This is a genomic window from Eggerthella sp. BIOML-A4 (assembly GCF_009875575.1).
GTDB lineage: Bacteria > Actinomycetota > Coriobacteriia > Coriobacteriales > Eggerthellaceae > Eggerthella > Eggerthella lenta.
This window is the reverse complement of the sequence record NZ_WWRX01000005.1, coordinates 20,594-36,876: the sequence shown is the minus strand read 5'-3', so window position 1 is coordinate 36,876 and position 16,283 is coordinate 20,594. Positions and strand designations below refer to the sequence as shown.

Here is a 16,283-nt window from a genome sequence, read left to right as displayed (position 1 = left end):
GGATAGAAGACCCATAGGAGAAAGGAAAAGGAAATGGGATTGTTCGGAAAGGTGTTCGGCAAAGAAGAGAAGAAGAGCTGCTGCGAGATGGAAATCGTGGAGGTGCCCGAAGGCGAGCAAGCATCTACGACGTGTGATTGCGGAGGAGCTTGCGATGCGTCCGGAGAGGATCTGGTCACGCTCACCGTCCTCGGCCCGGGTTGCAAGCGCTGCCATCAGCTCAACGACAATGCGCAGGAAGCGGCGAAAAAGGCTAATGGGAAGGTGAGCGTCGATTACGTTACTGACCCAGCGGCCATCGCCAACGCGGGCATCATGTCCACACCTGCGCTGCTCGTGAACGGGAAGGTTGTTTCTCAGGGCAAAGTGCTGAGCTCGGACGAAATAGCAAGTTTGATCTAGGCATGTCGGGGGCAACTCCGGGATGCATCCATCAGATGAAGGATGCATCCCGGTTTCTCTCTTGACCGAACTCTAACCGTAGTGGAATATATTTAGATATATCTATGCATCAGACACGCAAGGGGTCCAGAATGGACACAGAGAAAGAAGCACGAGCTTTCAAGGCCCTCGGTGACGAGAATCGCTTGAGGATTATCAACCTGATCTCAAGCCAGGGCGAAATCTGCGCATGCCGCATTCTTGACGAACTGGATATCGCGCAGCCAACGCTATCCCATCATATGAAGCTGCTGAGAGACGCCGGCTTGGTCAAAGCGAGAAAGCAGGGCAGATGGATGCATTACTCGATGGATGAATCAACGATCGAGGAGATCGCGAGATTCCTCCATGCACTTTAGCAATACTTAGCCCATCCACATGATCTTGCCCATATCTGTCGTATCGTAGCCGCCGAGGGACGAGAACTCCTCCTTCAAGATTCCGGTTTCGAGGATCCCCATGAGAGCACGCACCGGCCTGGTGTCGATGTCCTTCTTCTTGAACACGAGGTCGTAGCGCTCCTTCTGAAGCGGTACGAAGTCGAGGCCGTCCACCTGGCGCGCTATCTTCTCGCTGCCGACGGCGACGTCCGCCCGCCCGCGCGCCACCGTGCTGGCGACGGCGATATGGGATTGCACCTCGTTGTCATAACCTTCCAATTCTTGCGGGTTGATCCCCGCCGTGCGCAGGTGCTCGTCGAGAAGGATGCGCGACCCAGCGCCTTTCTCGCGGTTCACGATGCGGATCCCGGGTCTCGCGAGGTCTTCCCATGTTTTCAAGCCAAGAGGGTTGCCCTTGGCTACATAGAATCCTTGCGTGCGGTACGTGAGGTTCACGACCACGGCGGGAACGCCCGGGAGGAGCCTTCTCACGAACGGCACGTTGTAGGTGTCGGTCTCGCCATCCCAGAGGTGCGATGATGCCAGCTGCACCTCGTCCTTATAGAGGGCGGTGAGCGCGTCGTAGCTTCCCACGTACGAGCGGAGGCTGGGCACGCCCGCCTGGTTCATGTAGTTCGAAAGCGCGTCCAAGATTATGTCCTGACCGCAGATGACGAAGCTCTCAGGCTGGTGCGCAGCGGTGACGAATGGGACTTCCCGCCCTGGGTTTTCGCCTAGCGGCTGATCGCGCTCGATGTACTCCTGAACGGCTTTCCTTGTGAAACGGAGCTTGCGGCCGACCAGGAACGAGGGCAGCTCCCCTTTGTCCTTGAGGGCGTAGACGGTGCCACGGCTCACCTTCAGCAGCCTGGCGACTTCCTCAGCGGTCAATGCCTCGTCTTGGTTCATACATTGCTCCTTGCGCGAAATCGTGCGAAACGATACGGAACAGTATATAACTCGCTTCGCTTCTTCATCGTTCGAAACGTCGTGATTGGCCTTGCATTATACTCGCCCAAGCATCAATAGACAGGAGCGTAAGTGGACGAGCATCTTATCATGTGCGCAGCATTGACCTTGGCGGTTGGTATCCCTTGCGGGCTTCTGGCCAAGAAGTTCAAGGTGCCTGCCGGTTTCATGATAGGCGCTTTCGTGGGCGTGTCGGTGTTGAGCATAGCAACCGGCGAGGCGTGGCTTCCTACCGAGACGCGCACGCTCGTGCAGATGGTGGCGGGCGCGTTCGTGGGGTGCTCCCTTGAGCGAAGCGACATTGAGCGGATGCGCGGCTTTTTGAAGCCTATGGTTCTTCTGCTCGCGATCTTCCTTCTGCTGAACTTGGTCGTGGGATTCCTCATATGGGCGACATCTCCCTTGAGCCTGGTGACCTCGCTCATGTGCGCGGTGCCGGGCGGCATCAACGACACGCCCATCGTGGCCGCCGCCATGGGCGCGAACGCTCCAGACGTGACCATCATGCAGCTGATACGCCAGGTGCTCGGCATCGGCGTGTTCCCCATCATGATCGAGGCGTTCGACCGGCTGCGAACGAAACAGGGCCACCCCGACCCGGGCGATGCGGCGCTGGGAGAGGATGCCAAGCGCGTGAAGTCGAAGCAGAAATCCGCCGCCTCGACCGTGGCCGCCTTGGCCGTGGCCGTCGTCGCGGGCGCCCTCGGCAAGGCGAGCGGCATTCCCGGCCTTACCTTCACGGCCTCCATCGTTGCCGTGTCCGTCCTGAAGCTCGCCTTCGACTTCGCATTCATCCCCAAGGTAGTGAAGAAGGGATGCCAGCTTCTCGCAGGTTGCTACTTGGGGACCCTGCTCACGGCAGAAGGGTTTGCGGGGCTGCCCGACCTGATCTTGCCCGCGCTCATCCTCATCGCAGGCTACACGCTGAACTGCTTCGCCGCCGGTAAGCTTGAGAGCAGGCTGTTCGGCTACGGGCGCAAGGAGGGCATGCTCATGGCCTCTCCCGCAGGGGCCTCCGACATGGCGCTCATCATGGAGGACCTGCACGTGAAGAACACCGACGTGGTGATCATGCAGGTGATACGTGCTGCCGTGGTGATGGCGCTCTTCCCTCAGATCATCAACCTCATATGCTTCATCACCGGAAACCCAGGATAGGAGAATTCACATGAAACGTGTCGCTGTGAACGGAATGGGACGCATAGGGCGTCTGGTCGTGCGCTCGCTATTGGAGTGCGAGGATGTGGAACTCGTTGCCGTGAACGATATCGCCTCCATGGAGACGATCGCATACCTGTTGGCGCATAGCACGGAATACGGCGCTTTGGGAGAGAGGGTCTCTTTCGACGAGGCAGCGGGGGTGCTCACAATCGGCGAGAAGGCCGTCAGGGCATTCCGCGAGCCCGACGCCTCCGCGCTGCCCTGGCGAGAGCTCGGGATCGACGTTGTGCTCGAATGCAGCGGGGCGTACTGTTCGCGCGCAAAGGCCGAGGCGCACATAGACGCGGGCGCTAAGAGGGTGCTCATCTCCGCCGCAGCGGGAAGCGACGTACCGACCGTGGTGTTCGGGATAAACGACTCTATCCTTACCGAATCGGACGACATCATATCTGCCGCATCGTGCTCGACCGTGGGGCTTGTTCCATTCGCGAAGGCTCTGAACGAGGTTGCACCTATCTGCCAGGGCATCGCCACCACCATCCATGCGCTCACTCCGTCACAGATGACGCTCGACGACGCGCAGCCCAAAGGCAACCTTCGGCGATCGCGCACGGCATCCGAGAACATCATCCCCACCACAGCCGCCTTCGCCCAAGCGGTGGGGCTCGTGCTGCCTGAACTGCAAGGGAAGCTCTCTGGCTATGCTATCAGAGTCCCGGTCACGAGAGGCAGCCTCAGCACCTTGTACGCCGTCGTCTCCTATGGTGGCGAGGGAGCGCTCGATGCCGATAGGCTGAACGAATTAATGCACGCACAAGAGAGCTGGATGTTCGGCTACACGGAAGAGGAGCTGGTGTCCTCCGACATCGCTGGGACCGACCTTTACTCCATTTTCGACGCTACACAGACGAAGGTGTCGCCGCTTGAGGAAGGATATCTCGTGGAGGTTGCAGCATGGTTCGACAACGAGACATCCTACGTCTCGCAATACGTGAAGCTCCTGCGCTCGCTATAGGGCACATGATAGATGCTCAGATATGCCAACGGAATAGTGTCCTTGCTGCTGCTGGCGGTATTTTCCGCCCATGCGATCATGGGGGCGTTATTCTGCTGGAGCGTCGCTTCGGGAGAGGTGGGCTGGGTAGTTTGGGTTGGTGTTTGTATAGCCGTGCTTCACGTGGCTCTGAGTATCGGTACCACAAGGCATATGCTCCACGACGAGGTAAGGCCGCCTAGCGCAAAGAAGAAGGCGCACCAGCTGAAGAAATGGATCAGCGGTGTTCTTGTCGGAGTTGTGGGTGTGGCGCATGTCTTGACGGTTTTTGAAACTCGCCTGTGGTTCGTAATCGTGCTGACGTTGGATGTTGCTTTGGCGGCGCATGTCTGTGTATCCGCGAAATCCCTAGTCAGGGATTTAAGGCTTGCCCCGAATTTGAGGTACGTAATAAGAGTTGTTGCCATAGCGATCGCCGCGCTCGTTGGGCTGGCTTTTATCGGTACCTTTGTGCCCGCCTAAGCGTGATGCGCATATACTATCGTCCGAGAATTCCAGGTTTGATAGGAGCAGGTGGTGAAAGCGAAGAGCTGCTCTGCCTCTGCTGGGTCTGAAAGCTGCAAGTCTGCTGCTCCTACAATCTTTTCAAAGCTCTCTTCTTGATCGATCACCAATCTTTCCCGACTGGCGTTCACCACGTCGATGGCGCAGACCTCAAGATCAAGCGCCTCTCCGCTTCGCTTGTAGACGATGATGCGGCTGTGTTCTCGGGCGAATTCCTCGTCTATGAAGTCGGCGAACTCGGCAAAAGCCGTCCCGTCGGACATGTGGTGACCGTAGACTATGACGAGCCTGGAATCTATCGAGCACTCGCAGTCAATGTAGGGCGTCCCATACGCCCCCTGGCCGAACACGTCCCTGTAAAGGTATGCGTTCGGGGAATCGGGCGAGGCCTGCACGACCGGCTCGTCTATTCCCGTGCCTGGCACCTCCACCCATGCGATGACCTCTGCGGGAAGGCTGTCCCAATCGATCTGCCTTCCAGACTCTTCCTGGTCATGAAGGCCGTCCAACGCCTCGGTCAGCGCAATGCGATCCTCCTCCGGCGCGCAGAGGACGGTGGCCACGAGCGCGGTGAGTATGGCGGCCATAATCACGCTCGTAACCCTAACTGCCTTCCTGATTCTCTTCATCTTTTGCTCCTTGTATCGAAAAAGGGTGGGACGCCCAGCGAGCGCCCCACCCTGCCGTCCTTAGCTCTCAGCTAAGGTTCTTGACGCTTGCGCGAAGGGTCGGTTCTAATCCTCGTCTGCTGCCGCCAGCGCTTCCTCCTCCATCTCTTCGATGGCGTCGGTCTGCTTGCGGGAGCGGCGGACGTAGGCATAGGTCGCACCGGCGATGCCGCAGAGCAGGATCACCGCGACGCTGGCAGTTACGGGATCGGCCTCAGCGAATGCTCCGGTCTTCGGGTATCCCTTCCCGGGGTTCTCGGGCTCGGGCACGGGCTCGGGCTCCGGGAAGCTCACGGTCTGGCCGCCGTCGTTTATGTCCTCGTGGGTTGCGACGATGTTCTCCTGTGCGTCTGAGAGCTTCTCGAAGAACACGATGTCATGGCCTGCGAGCTCGCGCGTGTCGATCTCGACCTCGACGTCGATGATTCCGTCCGGGGTCTCGGGCACGAACTCGGTCGTTCCCACGATGGGAAGGCCGTCATCGCCCAAGATTGGGTTTCCGGTAGCCTTGTCCATGAGCATGGTGAAGAGCTTGTAGGTGCTGCCCGGCGCGAGCCCGGTGTAGGCAACCGTGTCGATGAGCTTCACGTGCTCGCCGATGGTGCCTGTGTTGGTGCCGGTCTCGGCGTCGCGCGCCTGGGTGGCGATGTCCACTATAGCCACCGTCTGCTCCACGTCGTCGATGTCGGCATGAACCATGTACTCTGCCCCCTCGAACTCCATCGTCTCGAATGCGACGAGCGACTTGCCCGCGAGGCTCGCCCCCGCGAAGGTGAAGGTCACATCCACCGTGCCGCACGACTCATCCGCCGTGAACGTGGTGGACGCCGTGATCTCGTTGCCCTCGTCGTCGAGCGCGGGCTCGCCCGAGGCCTTGTCCATGAGGGTTCCGCTCACGGTGTACTCGTTTCCGGGGACGAGGCCCGTGTAGGCGATGGTGTCCACGATGGTGAGCACTTCGCGAGCCTGGCCCTCATGGGTTCCGCTCTCTGAGTCCATGGCGGTAGTCTTCATGGTCTTGGGCATGTTCTCAAGCGTGAACTCGTGCGCCTGCGCCATGGCACCGCTCTCGTCCCACTCGATCATTCCCTGGTCGTTCACCGTGAAGTCGGTGATGGTCGGATTCCCTTCCTCGTCGAGGTCGGCGATCACATAGCCCTCGGGAGCTTCCACCTCTTGGATGTGGTAGCTACCGTGCTTCGCGTAGGCGAGCGAGATGATCCCGTTCTCGTCGGTCGTCATCTCCTCGTCGAAGGTTCCCTCGTCGTTCCAGATGCGGAACACCGCCCCTGCGACGGGGGTCTCGGGATCGAGCGCATCGACCTTCTTGATCTCGGGGTCGGTGGGAGTGTCGGTCACTGCCTCCTCGTGGTCGTAGACGGCCACCTCCTGGCCCGCGTACTCCAGCGCCACCGTCTTCTCGACGACGTCGAGCGCGTAGCCGTCCTTCGCCTTGGCCTCGTATACCGTGTAGGTTCCGAGGTAGAGCTCGGGCGTGGCCGCCTTGCCTTCCTCGCCGGTCGTGAGCGTGGCGACGATCTCACCCTCGTGCGCACGGATGGTGCCGTCGGGCGTCTGGATGGTCTCCGCCGCCTTCACGATGTAGACGGACTCATCCACGGCCTCTCCCGTCCAGGAATCTGTCTTGGCGACGGTGATGGTCGCCTTCTGGGGCATGTTCGCAAACTCGATGACGAGCGGGTTGTCCCAACCGTTGTAGTCCTCGCCGACATGGAACGCCTTGCCCTCGAGCTCCTTCACGTAGCCGTAGGGTGCCCGGACCTCCTTGAGCGTGTAGTCGCCCTCTTCGAGCAGCGTCGGCAGCGTCAGCTCGCCGCGCTCGTTGGCCGTCCAGGTGTCAATGGTCTCGGTCACGGGGTAATGGGAGGTGTAGGTGACGAGGTTGCCGCTTGCGTCCTCGAGCTGGAAGCTCACGGGAAGCGGGACCTGCTTGCCGGTCTCGGCGTCGACCTTCACGACCTTGAGAGGGGTCTGAGGGAGGCGGTCGTTCACGAGCTGCGGCGGGTCGTACTGGCCCTCCTCGCGGATCGTGGTCTTCCAGTCCTCAACGGGAAGGAGGGTCTTTCCCCACTTCGCCTTGAAGGCGTCCGCCACGTCTTGCGGGATCACCTCGTGGACGCGGTATGTCCCGTATGCGAGCGCTCCCGTCCAGTCGGAGGGCTTGCTCCAGCCGTTCACGTCGGCGTTGCCGTCTCTGGTGGTGGCGAGCCCGCTCTCGTCGACCGTGGTGGTGCACACGCGGTTGCCGGGCTCGACGAGCTTGCCGGTCTCGGGCGAGAGGATGGCCTCCTCGGAGTCGTTGTAGAGCTCGAACTTCACGCCGGGCACGAGCACGCGCACGACCTCCTGGGGCATGTCGCCGTCGGGCTCGTCGTATACGGTCACGGGCACTTCCTTCACGAGGCGGAAGTCGCCGCGCTTGACGGTGTCGGGCACCTTGGGCGAGTTGTAGGTGTAGACGGACTCGCCCTGAGCGCCGTCGGGCGTGATGCGCACGCAGAACACCTTGGGCGCTCCGCCGTGCCCGTCGTCGAGGTTGTAGCCCTGCGGGGCTCTCGTCTCCTGGACGAGAACGGTGCCGAGCGGGATGGAGGCGTCGCCGTTGGTCTGGTAGTAGAGCGCGTCTCCCGAGTGCTTGTACTCGTCCGCGAGGTAGGCGAAGCCGTCCCCGTCGGTCTCGAACACCCAGGTGCGCGCGGGCGCGCCGGAGGCTTCGGCCGCCGCCGCGTCGGCGTAGTCTCCCGCGTAGTAGCGGACGGTGAAGAGAGCGCCTGCGAGCGTGGCGTCTCCCTGCGGTCGGCTCTCGCCCGTGTCCGCATCGACCTTGCCGACGAGCATGCCGACGGGGTCCGACTGCGGAATGTCGGATACGGTCTGGCCGTTAACGCGCGTGGTCTCGTCCGAGGTCACTTTCACCGGGTACACGGTCGGATCGATCGCGTGCCCCGGTGCCTGCTTGGTCTCGCACACCCAGTAGTCGCCCGGCTCAAGCTCCTCCAGGATGCCCCACCCGTCCTTGTCGGTCGTGATTGAGCCAGCCGCGTCCGTGAGGCCCGAGTTGCGGTACACGGTGTAGACCGCGCCCTCCACGGAGTAGAGCGGGTTGCCCTCGCACATCTCCTCGTTGGCGGTGACCTTCACCAGGTCGATGTTGCCGTAGGGGATGTACTTGAACGAGAGGATGATCTGGGTACCAGCTCCGGTGTAGAGCTGGAACGCCTCGAAGTTCGAGGGAACGTCTGCCGTCCTCGCGGCGATGAGGCGTCCCGACGCGTTCGAGTTGATCATGCTGCCGTCGGTGCCGAAGCCGATGACGTTCTTCCGGGCCCAGCTCTTGAAGTCGGCGTTGCAGCCGTAGAGCGCGTACGAGCCGTCGGAGGTGTACGTGTCGGACACGAGGATGTGGGCGCAGGCCGCGTAGCGGGCAGAATTCATCTCGGTGCCGTCGTACCACTTGTCCGGCCATAGGCTCGCATCGAATCCGGGGCTCCCGTAGGCGAACCAGAGGTCAGCCACCACCTCGGCGTTGCGCCCGGAGGGGGCGTTGATGGAGCTCTTGGCGTAGCTGCCGGGAGAAGGCGTTGCCGATTGGGGGTCGGCGCAGTAGGCCATCTCGCCGTCGGCCTCCATCCAGGTGGTGGAGTAGCCGCCGTATGGGATCTTGCCCCCAGTCGTCAGGTTCGCGCTCTCGGCGGCATAGGCGCTAGTGCCCTGGACGCCGAGCGCTCCGAGCGCCGATGTCAGGGCGATTAGCGCGGCGAGCATGCAGCGCACGACCTTCGAGGCCATCGCTGCTTCAGTGATGTCTTTCATCTTCCGCCTCCTTAGCGCGCGACCGGCTCGGCGTGGCGAGCCTCGCGGTCCTGGTTGGCCGACGCCTCGCGGGCGTCCTTCGCCTTGTCGTCGAGCGAGGCGAGGTAGGCCTCGCGACCCTTGTTGATCGCCTCCTTGAGCTGTGCTGGCATGACCTTGACGATGTCCTTGACCTGCTTTCCGTCCTCGTCGAGGACAGGATTCCCGTCGGCGTCGAGGGCGTCCTTCTTGAGCCAGACCTCCTTGTCCGCCAGAAGCGGGATGTCGCGGAAGTTCTCGCCCTTGAAGCGTGAGGGGTTCACGAACAGGGGCGTGAACTGGTAGTAGCTGACGTCCACTCCGTCGATGATGGTGCCCTTCGGCAGCGTCACCGAGTTGAACGTCTTGGTCTCGCCGGTCTTGCGGTCGGGGTATTCGATGTTCTCCCTCACGAAGTTCTTGTGCACGGTGACGTAGACGTTCTTCTTGTTGTCTTCCATGTGAGTGCTCCTTTGCATCTCTTGTCGATCTCTGGGCGCGGCGTTGCTTGGAGGTTTTCCGCGCCCTTCTGCCTTAGCGTTTTCCGCCCGATTCCATAGGCACCACCTCCTCTCAGGTCGTCTCCGCCATCAGAAGCCGCTCACGATGTCGCGCGCCCAGGCACCGCTCTTCACGAGCGAGAGCACGAGAAGGATGCACATGGCCAGGTACTGGAGCGCGTAGGTGAGCCCGTTCGCGATGGCGTCGATGGGCGTCCCCGTCCCGGGGTTCACGGCGACGATGCCGCCCAGGATCACGGGGAAGCTGATGAGCAGGATCAGGATGATGAGGCCTGCTATGCAGACGGCCCCGAAGCTCTTCAGGTACCCGAGGCCGATCTGGCGCGTCTGGTCGAAGCCAAGGAAAGCCAGCGGTATCGGCGAGAAGGCCGCCATGATGTAGAGCTGTATCGCTCGCGCCCAGCAGACGACGAGGGCCACGATGTAGGCGATGAGCACGACGAGCCAGCTGATGACCGCGACTATCAGAAGCGCCAGGAGCGCGGAGAGGTCGTCATCTGCGGTCACGATGGACACCGCCGTCATGTCGAGAGCGCCGCCCGTCCCGAACAGCCCCTCCACGCGGTCGATCGCGAGCCCTATCACCTCGTAGATCGCGGCCATCAGGTCGAAGGAGTGCTGGATCAGAAACAGGAACACGGCGAAGAACACGAGGAGGAGCACGACCTCCTTCACTCCCGGCAGCGACTGGTTGCCGTCCATGCGCTGCGAGATCTCGATGAGCTTCAAGGTGAACACGAGCCCGAGCACCCCGCATCCTATGGGCAGCACCGCCACCTGCCAGACGCCGCGCGCGATGTCGTACATCGACACGTCGCCAGCGCTCGTGAGCATCGTCTCGAAGGGAGCCGAGAGCACGCCGGTGGCACCGAGCGATCGCATGACGTCGGTCTGCGCGGCGAAGATCCAGTTGCACCAGTCGCGGAGCACCCCGCAGAGCCATGCGTTGATGTCGTCTGCGATCGAGCCCCACGCGAAGTGCGTCGGGATGAGTAGCGCCGTGAGCAGCGCGAAGGTGGCCGCGAAGGCCAGTATGAACCGTCTGCTTGAGACGGGGTTTCCTAGCTTCTCCATCGGGATCAGAGCGCCTCGATGGTGCCGTCGGATGAGCGTGTGACCGAGATCATGGTCGATGCGCCGTCGTCGAGCGTGAAGGTCGTGGTCGCAGCCCCGTTCGCGTAGTCTATCCACGCCTCGGCGTCCCAGATGGCACGGCTTGCGTTGGGCGATACCGCCGCTGCCCGCGCGGACACGGCCGCCTCGATCTTGGCGGTCTCTACCCCCATGGCCTCTTCCAGCTTGGAGGTGACGCCCGTGAACGAGAGCGCCCTCTCCCCGAGGAGCACCTTCTTGTACGAGCATGAGAGCGCGTCTGTCCTCAGAACGGTGTCAGCGCCCTCAGTGGCCACGGTAACGAGATAGGGGCTCGCGGCCTCGGTCAGCGACTTCGAGGCGAGCACGGTCGCCGTTACGGTCGTGTCGGTTGCCTCCTCTGCGTCGAGCGTCCAGTAGGTGACGCTCGTCTGGCCGTCCTTCGCCTCGACGAACGCGCCCTTGACGATGGAGAGCGTGTAGGCGGGATCTTCTATGCCCGTCCAGGAGGTGCCGACGAGCGCCTCCATGCCCGCCGCCTTATCCGCGTGCCCTTCTGCAGGTGCGCCTTGCTGGGACGTCGGTGCCTCTTCCTTCTCGATGGCCTCGATGGCAGAATTCGTGCTTTCGACATCCTCGCGGGCGAGCGAGCAGCGTGCCACTCCCGACCCGACCAGCAGCAGCACGGCGATAACGGCGGCTGTGAGCATGAGCTTGTTCTTCTTCGACATTTCCTCTTCCTTCCTATCTGATCTTTATGGCGCTCGTGAAGTAAGACGTGCCGCTTGCAATCGTGCAGACCGCGCCTGTGTGAGGCTCGTGGATGTAGCGGTCTTCCCCGATGTAGATGCCCACGTGCCCAGGCCTCCACAGAATGTCGCCGGGCGTAGCCTCTGACACCGGGACCTTGCGGCCGAACGCCGCCTGGTCCTCGGAGTTTCGCGGGATCACGATGCCCGCCTGCCGGTAGCAGTACTGGGTGAGCCCCGAGCAGTCGAGGCCGACCCCGGGCGTGGTGCCGCCCCACACGTAGGGCACGCCGAGCTGGCTGTAGGCGGCGGCGATGATCGCGTCTGCCGAGAGCTCGCCGCTCTCAAGGTCATCGGCCCTCATCGAGTCGAACCTGCGCAGGTTGTACGCGTCGAGCGCTGCCTTGAGCGATTCGACATAGGACGACGACGTCGCCCATCCCGCGTCCTTGAGTCCCTCCGCCATCTTGTCGGAGGAGTGCTCGGCGATGGCCTGCCTGATGAGGGCATTGTTCTTGTAGTGGGAGGCCTGAAGGAACACGCGGCTCCTGAAGCGTATGCACTCGACGTCTCCCTTGAAGACCGTGAAGTAGGCGGTGATCGTGGACATCTGCCCGGGCGTGTACTCCTCGTGGGTGGTCCATCCGGCCTTTCCCGCCACCTCCGGTGCCGAGGCGAAAGATGACGCCCACTTCATCCCGAAGAGGTTGTGGTCGCGCGTCGCGAGCTGGCTCATGGTCTCTCCCTGGCCGGACTCGCAGATGATCTGCGCGATCGTGCACCCGGCGGGGTGCCCGAACTCCTCCTGGCAGCGTACGGCCTCCTCGACCATCTCGTAGGTGATGTAGGGCGGGAGCCCCTCCATGGAGCGCTTCTTGTCCTCGGCGTCCCAGAACCCGAAAAGCGCCGATACGATCTGTCCGACGAGGAGCGCGACGAGCACGAAGGCGATGATGCCCGCGAGCACGCCTCCGGCGGTCGCGATCCCGCTTCCGCCGACGGCACCGGCGATTGCGGTGCTGCCCGATGCGGATGCCGCCGTCTTCGCGGCACCGCCTGCTGCCTGTGCGGACGCTTGCGCTGCGCGGGCATGTCCCGGGATCGCCGCAGATGGGGATGCCTTTCCCGCTCCTGCGGCTCCGGCGCTCTTGCCCTTCGCGGCCCCTGCGCCCTTGCCGCCATTGGATGCGCGCGCAGCTCCTTTCGCCTTGCGCTCCCGTGCTGCCATGATGCCGCGCTTTGCGCCCTTCCCGGCGTCGTATGCGCCCTGCGCGCCCTCGAACTCGTCGGTGTCGTCGAGCTCGGATACCGCCTGTCGCTCCAGCACCCGGCGCACCTTGAGCCGCCCGTTGGTCTCGTCCGCCGCATGCGCCGCCTCCTCTGATGGAGCCTGGGCCGAAGCTGGCTCTGTGCCCGCCTTCGAGCTTGCACTTGCAAAGGCTGTCGCCTTCGCCTTGCGGGTCGTGCCCTTTGCGCCCTTCTTCGGGTTGCGCATTCCGAGGGCGTCCTCCCTGCCCGCGAGCGCGGAGAGGCTCTGGCTCTCGCCGTCTTTCACTATTCCCGAGCTCACGGCGTCGACCTTATCCGCAGTGACGATGTCGGCGATGGAGCAGTGGTCCTTGTCGAGTTCTCTCGGATCCATCTACCCTCTGCCCCTCTTCGCGTTGTTCTCGAAGAGGTGCGCGCGCTTTAGCTGCGCGATCTCCTCGGGCTTGGTGTTCCATAGGTCGTAGAGCGCGCCTTTAGGGAAGTCGTCCCGGATGGGCACGCGCGCGCCTCCTGCGACGAGCAGCCCCTCTCCGGCCTTGATTGACTCGTCGATGTACTCCTTTTCCGCTGCCGAGAGGGAGAGCATGTCGGCCCAGGCGGCGAGGTCTTGGCTCGCCTGCTTGTGCAGCAGCATGAAATCCGAGTTCAGCACCATGGTGCGGGCGCGCTCGTGGGTGAGCATGCGGGAGGTGTTCTGCGAGATGCCGGTGCAGATGAGGTTGAACTTGCGCCCCTCCGCCCAGAACTTCGCGAAGTAGTCGATGATGGTGGGATGTCCGAAGAGCGATTGCACCTCGTCGATGTAGAGCCAGGTGGTGATGCCCCGCTCGAAGTTCGCGTACATACGGTTGCGCACCGCCTCAAGCGCGGTGAGCATGCCGAACACGCGCATGTTGGTTGAGAGGTCGTGCAGATCGATGTTGGTGATGCGGTTGTCGAAGCCCACGTTGGATTGGCGGTTGAAGAAGGAGAGCGCGCCCGTGACGTAGCGCTCGTACCTGAGGGCGATGTCGCGCGCCTCGGCCTCGGGCTGGCCGCTCAGTATCTCGTGGAAGTCGGAAAGCGTCGGCACGCCCTGCCCGCCCGTGCACCTGGAGTAGGCCGCCTCGACGCATCTCGTGATGATCGACTTGTCGGCTTCGGGAAGGCCTTCCGAGGACTCCGCCATCATCGCCGACGAGAGTGCGAGGAACGCGTCGATCTTGAACGCGAGCTGGGCGGCGTCGGCGCGCCCCTCCACGTCCGAGAGGTCGAAGGGGTTGAGCGCGGTGTCCGCGTCGGGGGCGAGCCGGACGTTCACGCCTCCCAAGGCCTCGATGAGGTTTCCGTACTCTCCTGCGGGGTCGAAGATGATGATCTCGTCCTCCGGGTAGGCGAGCACGGTGTTGGTGATCTCGCGCTTCACGGAGAAGGACTTCCCGGAGCCGGGCTTGCCGCAGACGAACCCCATGGGTGAGGCGAGCTTCTTTCGGTTGCATATGACGAGGCTGCCCGACTGCTTGGACTGCCCGTAGTAGCCGCCGCCCTCCTGGTTGAGCTCCAGCGAGGCGAAGGGCATCTGCATGGCTATCTGGCCCGTGGTGAGGTAGCGGGTGACGTCGATGTGGTTCATCCCTAAGGGAAGCACCGAGTTCAGCGCCTGGCGCTGCCGGTAGTAGAGCGGCTCTATCCCGAGCGAGTTGCCCTGCCCGATCGACACGATCTGGTCCACTTGGCGCTCAAGGGCCTCCACGGAGTCCGCGTAGGTGTAGATGAGGCCGGTGTAGGTGAAGAGGCGCTCGTTCTTGTTGCGAAGGAAGTCCAGGAGCTCCTCGGCCTCCTCCTTGGAGTACCTTAGTTCCGGCGGCAGGATCGTGTAGTCGTAGCCCTTCTTCATCGCGCTCATCTGCTCGTCGATGATCTCCTTGTCCATCCAGTCGAGCTGGCGCTTCACGAGCGCGAGGGCGTCGGACTGCGCGATGGGCTGGATGTGCAGGTTCACCGAGAGCGGCATGGGAAGGTCGATGATCTTGGCGAGGTAGTCGTCTTCGAGCATCGAGCCGAACGTGCGGATGGAGACCACGCAGCCGTATGCGTCGTCCACCCGGAAAATGTCTGCCCTGCCGTGCGGCTTGAAGTCGATGAGCGCTGGCGCTATGAGGTCTTTTGTCCTTGTGCTGGAGACGGGGCTCACCTTTTCCCAGTCAAACGTGAAGGGGGACTTCGGGCACAGCTGCGACTGGATCGCCTCGATGCGCTCGGTGCCGTTCAGGGCGTGCGCCTCGCAGCGGATTCGCGAGAGCGTGTCGATGACGTCGCCCTTTATGCGCGATAGCTTCGGCACCGCCTCCCAGACGTCGTCAGCGCCCACCATGTAGGTGAGGTAGCGGTGGCGCGTGAGGTTGGAGACCCCCTCTCGCATCTTGTCGTTGAGGATCCGGTTGTACTCCTCGGCGTACCTCTCCGTGTCGGGGTCGGACGCCTTGAAGAAGCGCTTCTTGCCGATCTCCTCGTCTGGGATGGGGACGTTGGCGATGGTGAGCTGGACGCAGGAGTCCGCGCCGAAGTAGTTGTAGAGCGATGAGAGCACGGTGAAGATGTTCTGCTGGTTCTCGCGCCGTGCCGACTGGTAGGAGATGTCCGAGAACTCGATCGTCTGCGAGAAGAGGCCTTCCTCTACCTGCGCGATGCCGTCCTTGTAGATGGCGTCGTAGCCGATGTATGAGGCGATCTCGCCTGCCTGGGCGCGCGCCTTCTTCTGTCGCTTGAGCTTCTCCTCGTGGGCCTTCTTGGATCGGCCCGACTTGCTGGCCGAGCCCATCAGCTGCTTTACGAAGCTAGACGAGCCCGACCTCTCGCGCTTGGCCTTCGCACGCGCCGCGCGCTCGGATCTTATGCGCTCCTTCGCGAGCCTCTTCTCAGCCTTGAGCTTCTCCTTGTCGCTCGCTCTCTCTTTCCTTGCGCTTTTCGCATTCTCTCGTTGGCTCATTGGCCTCCGCTCCTTTTCGTCTTGCGATCCTCTTCGCCCTGCGCGTGGGCCTTCCCGCCTCGATGCGCGGGAGGGACTTGTCTGCCGGGCTCTCGTAGAGGAGCCTCTGGTCTTTCAGGTGGTGGTTGATCAGAAGGGGCGCGAACTTCTCGGCGCGCATCCCGAACGGCCGCCAGAACCCGGCGAGCCAGAAGGGAATGGAGGCGCACATGACTGGGAACGCCGCGTCGGCGACCTCTATGCCGACCCAGAAGTGGCATATCGCCGCCACGAGGATCGCCGACCCGAAGCCGCCCGCAACGCATGCGAGCGTGCGGAAGGAGAGCTTCCCGACGATCTTCTCCTCGTACTCGCCGATGTCCTTCTGAACGGGGATCTGAAGCGACATGGCCTGTCACCTGCCTTAGGCGGGCAGCCAGGACGTGTCGAGCATCCCGAAGTAGACCGCTGCGGCGATGATGATCGCGCCGCCAGCGATGGTGGATATGGCGGAGGCTATCTGACTGCCTCCCTGCTGCTCTCGTATGGCGAGGCCGAGCGAGACCGCGCCCCAGACGACCAGGAAGCCGCCGAGGAAGGTCACGCAGCCCGATACGAGGCTGATGATGTTTGCGAGCATGTGGGTGTTCCTTTGCATCTCGATTCGCCCGCGCCT

Annotated in this window: 15 protein-coding genes; 5 read left to right on the top strand and 10 right to left on the bottom strand. The window is 62.6% G+C overall.

What is annotated here, in order from left to right; genetic code table 11:
- The first annotated feature begins 33 nt into the window (after window positions 1-33).
- Both GT613_RS05565 and GT613_RS05560 read left to right on the top strand, forming a co-directional pair.
- The gene (locus GT613_RS05565) at window positions 34-402 is read left to right on the top strand and encodes a thioredoxin family protein (RefSeq protein ID WP_154249369.1); all 369 of its coding nucleotides are present in this window, start codon (window positions 34-36) and stop codon (window positions 400-402) included.
- Window positions 403-533: 131 nt separating this feature from the next.
- On the top strand, window positions 534-800 hold the full coding sequence (locus GT613_RS05560; RefSeq protein ID WP_154249368.1) for a helix-turn-helix transcriptional regulator: 267 nt from the start codon (window positions 534-536) through the stop codon (window positions 798-800).
- A 6-nt stretch (window positions 801-806) separates the two neighbouring features.
- On the opposite strand, the gene GT613_RS05555 is transcribed toward GT613_RS05560, so the two are convergent.
- Entirely contained in the window at window positions 807-1,730 is a 924-nt protein-coding gene (locus tag GT613_RS05555; protein WP_154249367.1) for a helix-turn-helix transcriptional regulator, read from the bottom strand.
- 132 nt (window positions 1,731-1,862) lie between these two features.
- Between GT613_RS05555 and GT613_RS05550 the strand changes: the two genes are divergently transcribed.
- The 3 genes from GT613_RS05550 to GT613_RS05540 are packed head-to-tail and all read left to right on the top strand — an operon-like array spanning window position 1,863 to window position 4,467.
- Window positions 1,863-2,948 carry an AbrB family transcriptional regulator gene (locus GT613_RS05550; protein WP_161172550.1) on the top strand — a complete coding sequence of 362 codons (1,086 nt, stop codon included), beginning with the start codon at window positions 1,863-1,865 and terminating at the stop codon, window positions 2,946-2,948.
- A gap of 10 nt (window positions 2,949-2,958) precedes the next feature.
- The gene (locus GT613_RS05545) at window positions 2,959-3,966 is read left to right on the top strand and encodes a type I glyceraldehyde-3-phosphate dehydrogenase (protein ID WP_154249366.1); all 1,008 of its coding nucleotides are present in this window, start codon (window positions 2,959-2,961) and stop codon (window positions 3,964-3,966) included.
- A gap of 42 nt (window positions 3,967-4,008) precedes the next feature.
- Window positions 4,009-4,467: a hypothetical protein gene (locus GT613_RS05540; RefSeq protein WP_161172549.1), complete on the top strand. Its 459-nt coding sequence runs from the start codon at window positions 4,009-4,011 to the stop codon at window positions 4,465-4,467.
- Here GT613_RS05540 and GT613_RS05535 read toward each other — a convergent pair.
- From GT613_RS05535 to GT613_RS05495, 9 genes are all read right to left on the bottom strand, one after another.
- Entirely contained in the window at window positions 4,464-5,138 is a 675-nt protein-coding gene (locus GT613_RS05535; protein WP_154249364.1) for a class B sortase, read from the bottom strand. The two genes, GT613_RS05540 and GT613_RS05535, sit on opposite strands and share 4 nt — an antisense overlap.
- Window positions 5,139-5,243: 105 nt before the next feature.
- Window positions 5,244-9,011 (bottom strand): VaFE repeat-containing surface-anchored protein, encoded by a 3,768-nt coding sequence (locus GT613_RS05530; RefSeq protein ID WP_240132867.1) that lies wholly within the window; start codon window positions 9,009-9,011, stop codon window positions 5,244-5,246.
- An 11-nt stretch (window positions 9,012-9,022) separates the two neighbouring features.
- On the bottom strand, window positions 9,023-9,490 hold the full coding sequence (locus GT613_RS05525; protein WP_154249363.1) for a DNA gyrase: 468 nt from the start codon (window positions 9,488-9,490) through the stop codon (window positions 9,023-9,025).
- Window positions 9,491-9,619: 129 nt separating this feature from the next.
- Complete coding sequence (locus GT613_RS05520) at window positions 9,620-10,624, bottom strand: conjugal transfer protein TrbL (protein ID WP_154249362.1); 1,005 nt, start codon at window positions 10,622-10,624, stop codon at window positions 9,620-9,622.
- A gap of 5 nt (window positions 10,625-10,629) precedes the next feature.
- A complete protein-coding gene (locus GT613_RS05515) occupies window positions 10,630-11,373 on the bottom strand; it encodes a hypothetical protein (RefSeq protein ID WP_154249361.1) in 744 nt (247 codons plus the stop codon).
- Window positions 11,374-11,386: 13 nt separating this feature from the next.
- On the bottom strand, window positions 11,387-13,033 hold the full coding sequence (locus tag GT613_RS05510; RefSeq protein ID WP_154249360.1) for an NlpC/P60 family protein: 1,647 nt from the start codon (window positions 13,031-13,033) through the stop codon (window positions 11,387-11,389).
- The gene (locus GT613_RS05505; RefSeq protein WP_154249391.1) at window positions 13,034-15,460 is read right to left on the bottom strand and encodes a VirB4-like conjugal transfer ATPase, CD1110 family; all 2,427 of its coding nucleotides are present in this window, start codon (window positions 15,458-15,460) and stop codon (window positions 13,034-13,036) included. It lies immediately after the preceding gene.
- A 97-nt stretch (window positions 15,461-15,557) separates the two neighbouring features.
- Window positions 15,558-16,016, bottom strand: coding sequence for a PrgI family protein (locus tag GT613_RS05500; RefSeq protein ID WP_154249359.1), 459 nt, complete (start codon window positions 16,014-16,016; stop codon window positions 15,558-15,560).
- A 15-nt stretch (window positions 16,017-16,031) separates the two neighbouring features.
- Window positions 16,032-16,247, bottom strand: coding sequence for a hypothetical protein (locus GT613_RS05495; RefSeq protein WP_079535874.1), 216 nt, complete (start codon window positions 16,245-16,247; stop codon window positions 16,032-16,034).
- Between the last annotated feature and the right edge of the window lie 36 nt (window positions 16,248-16,283).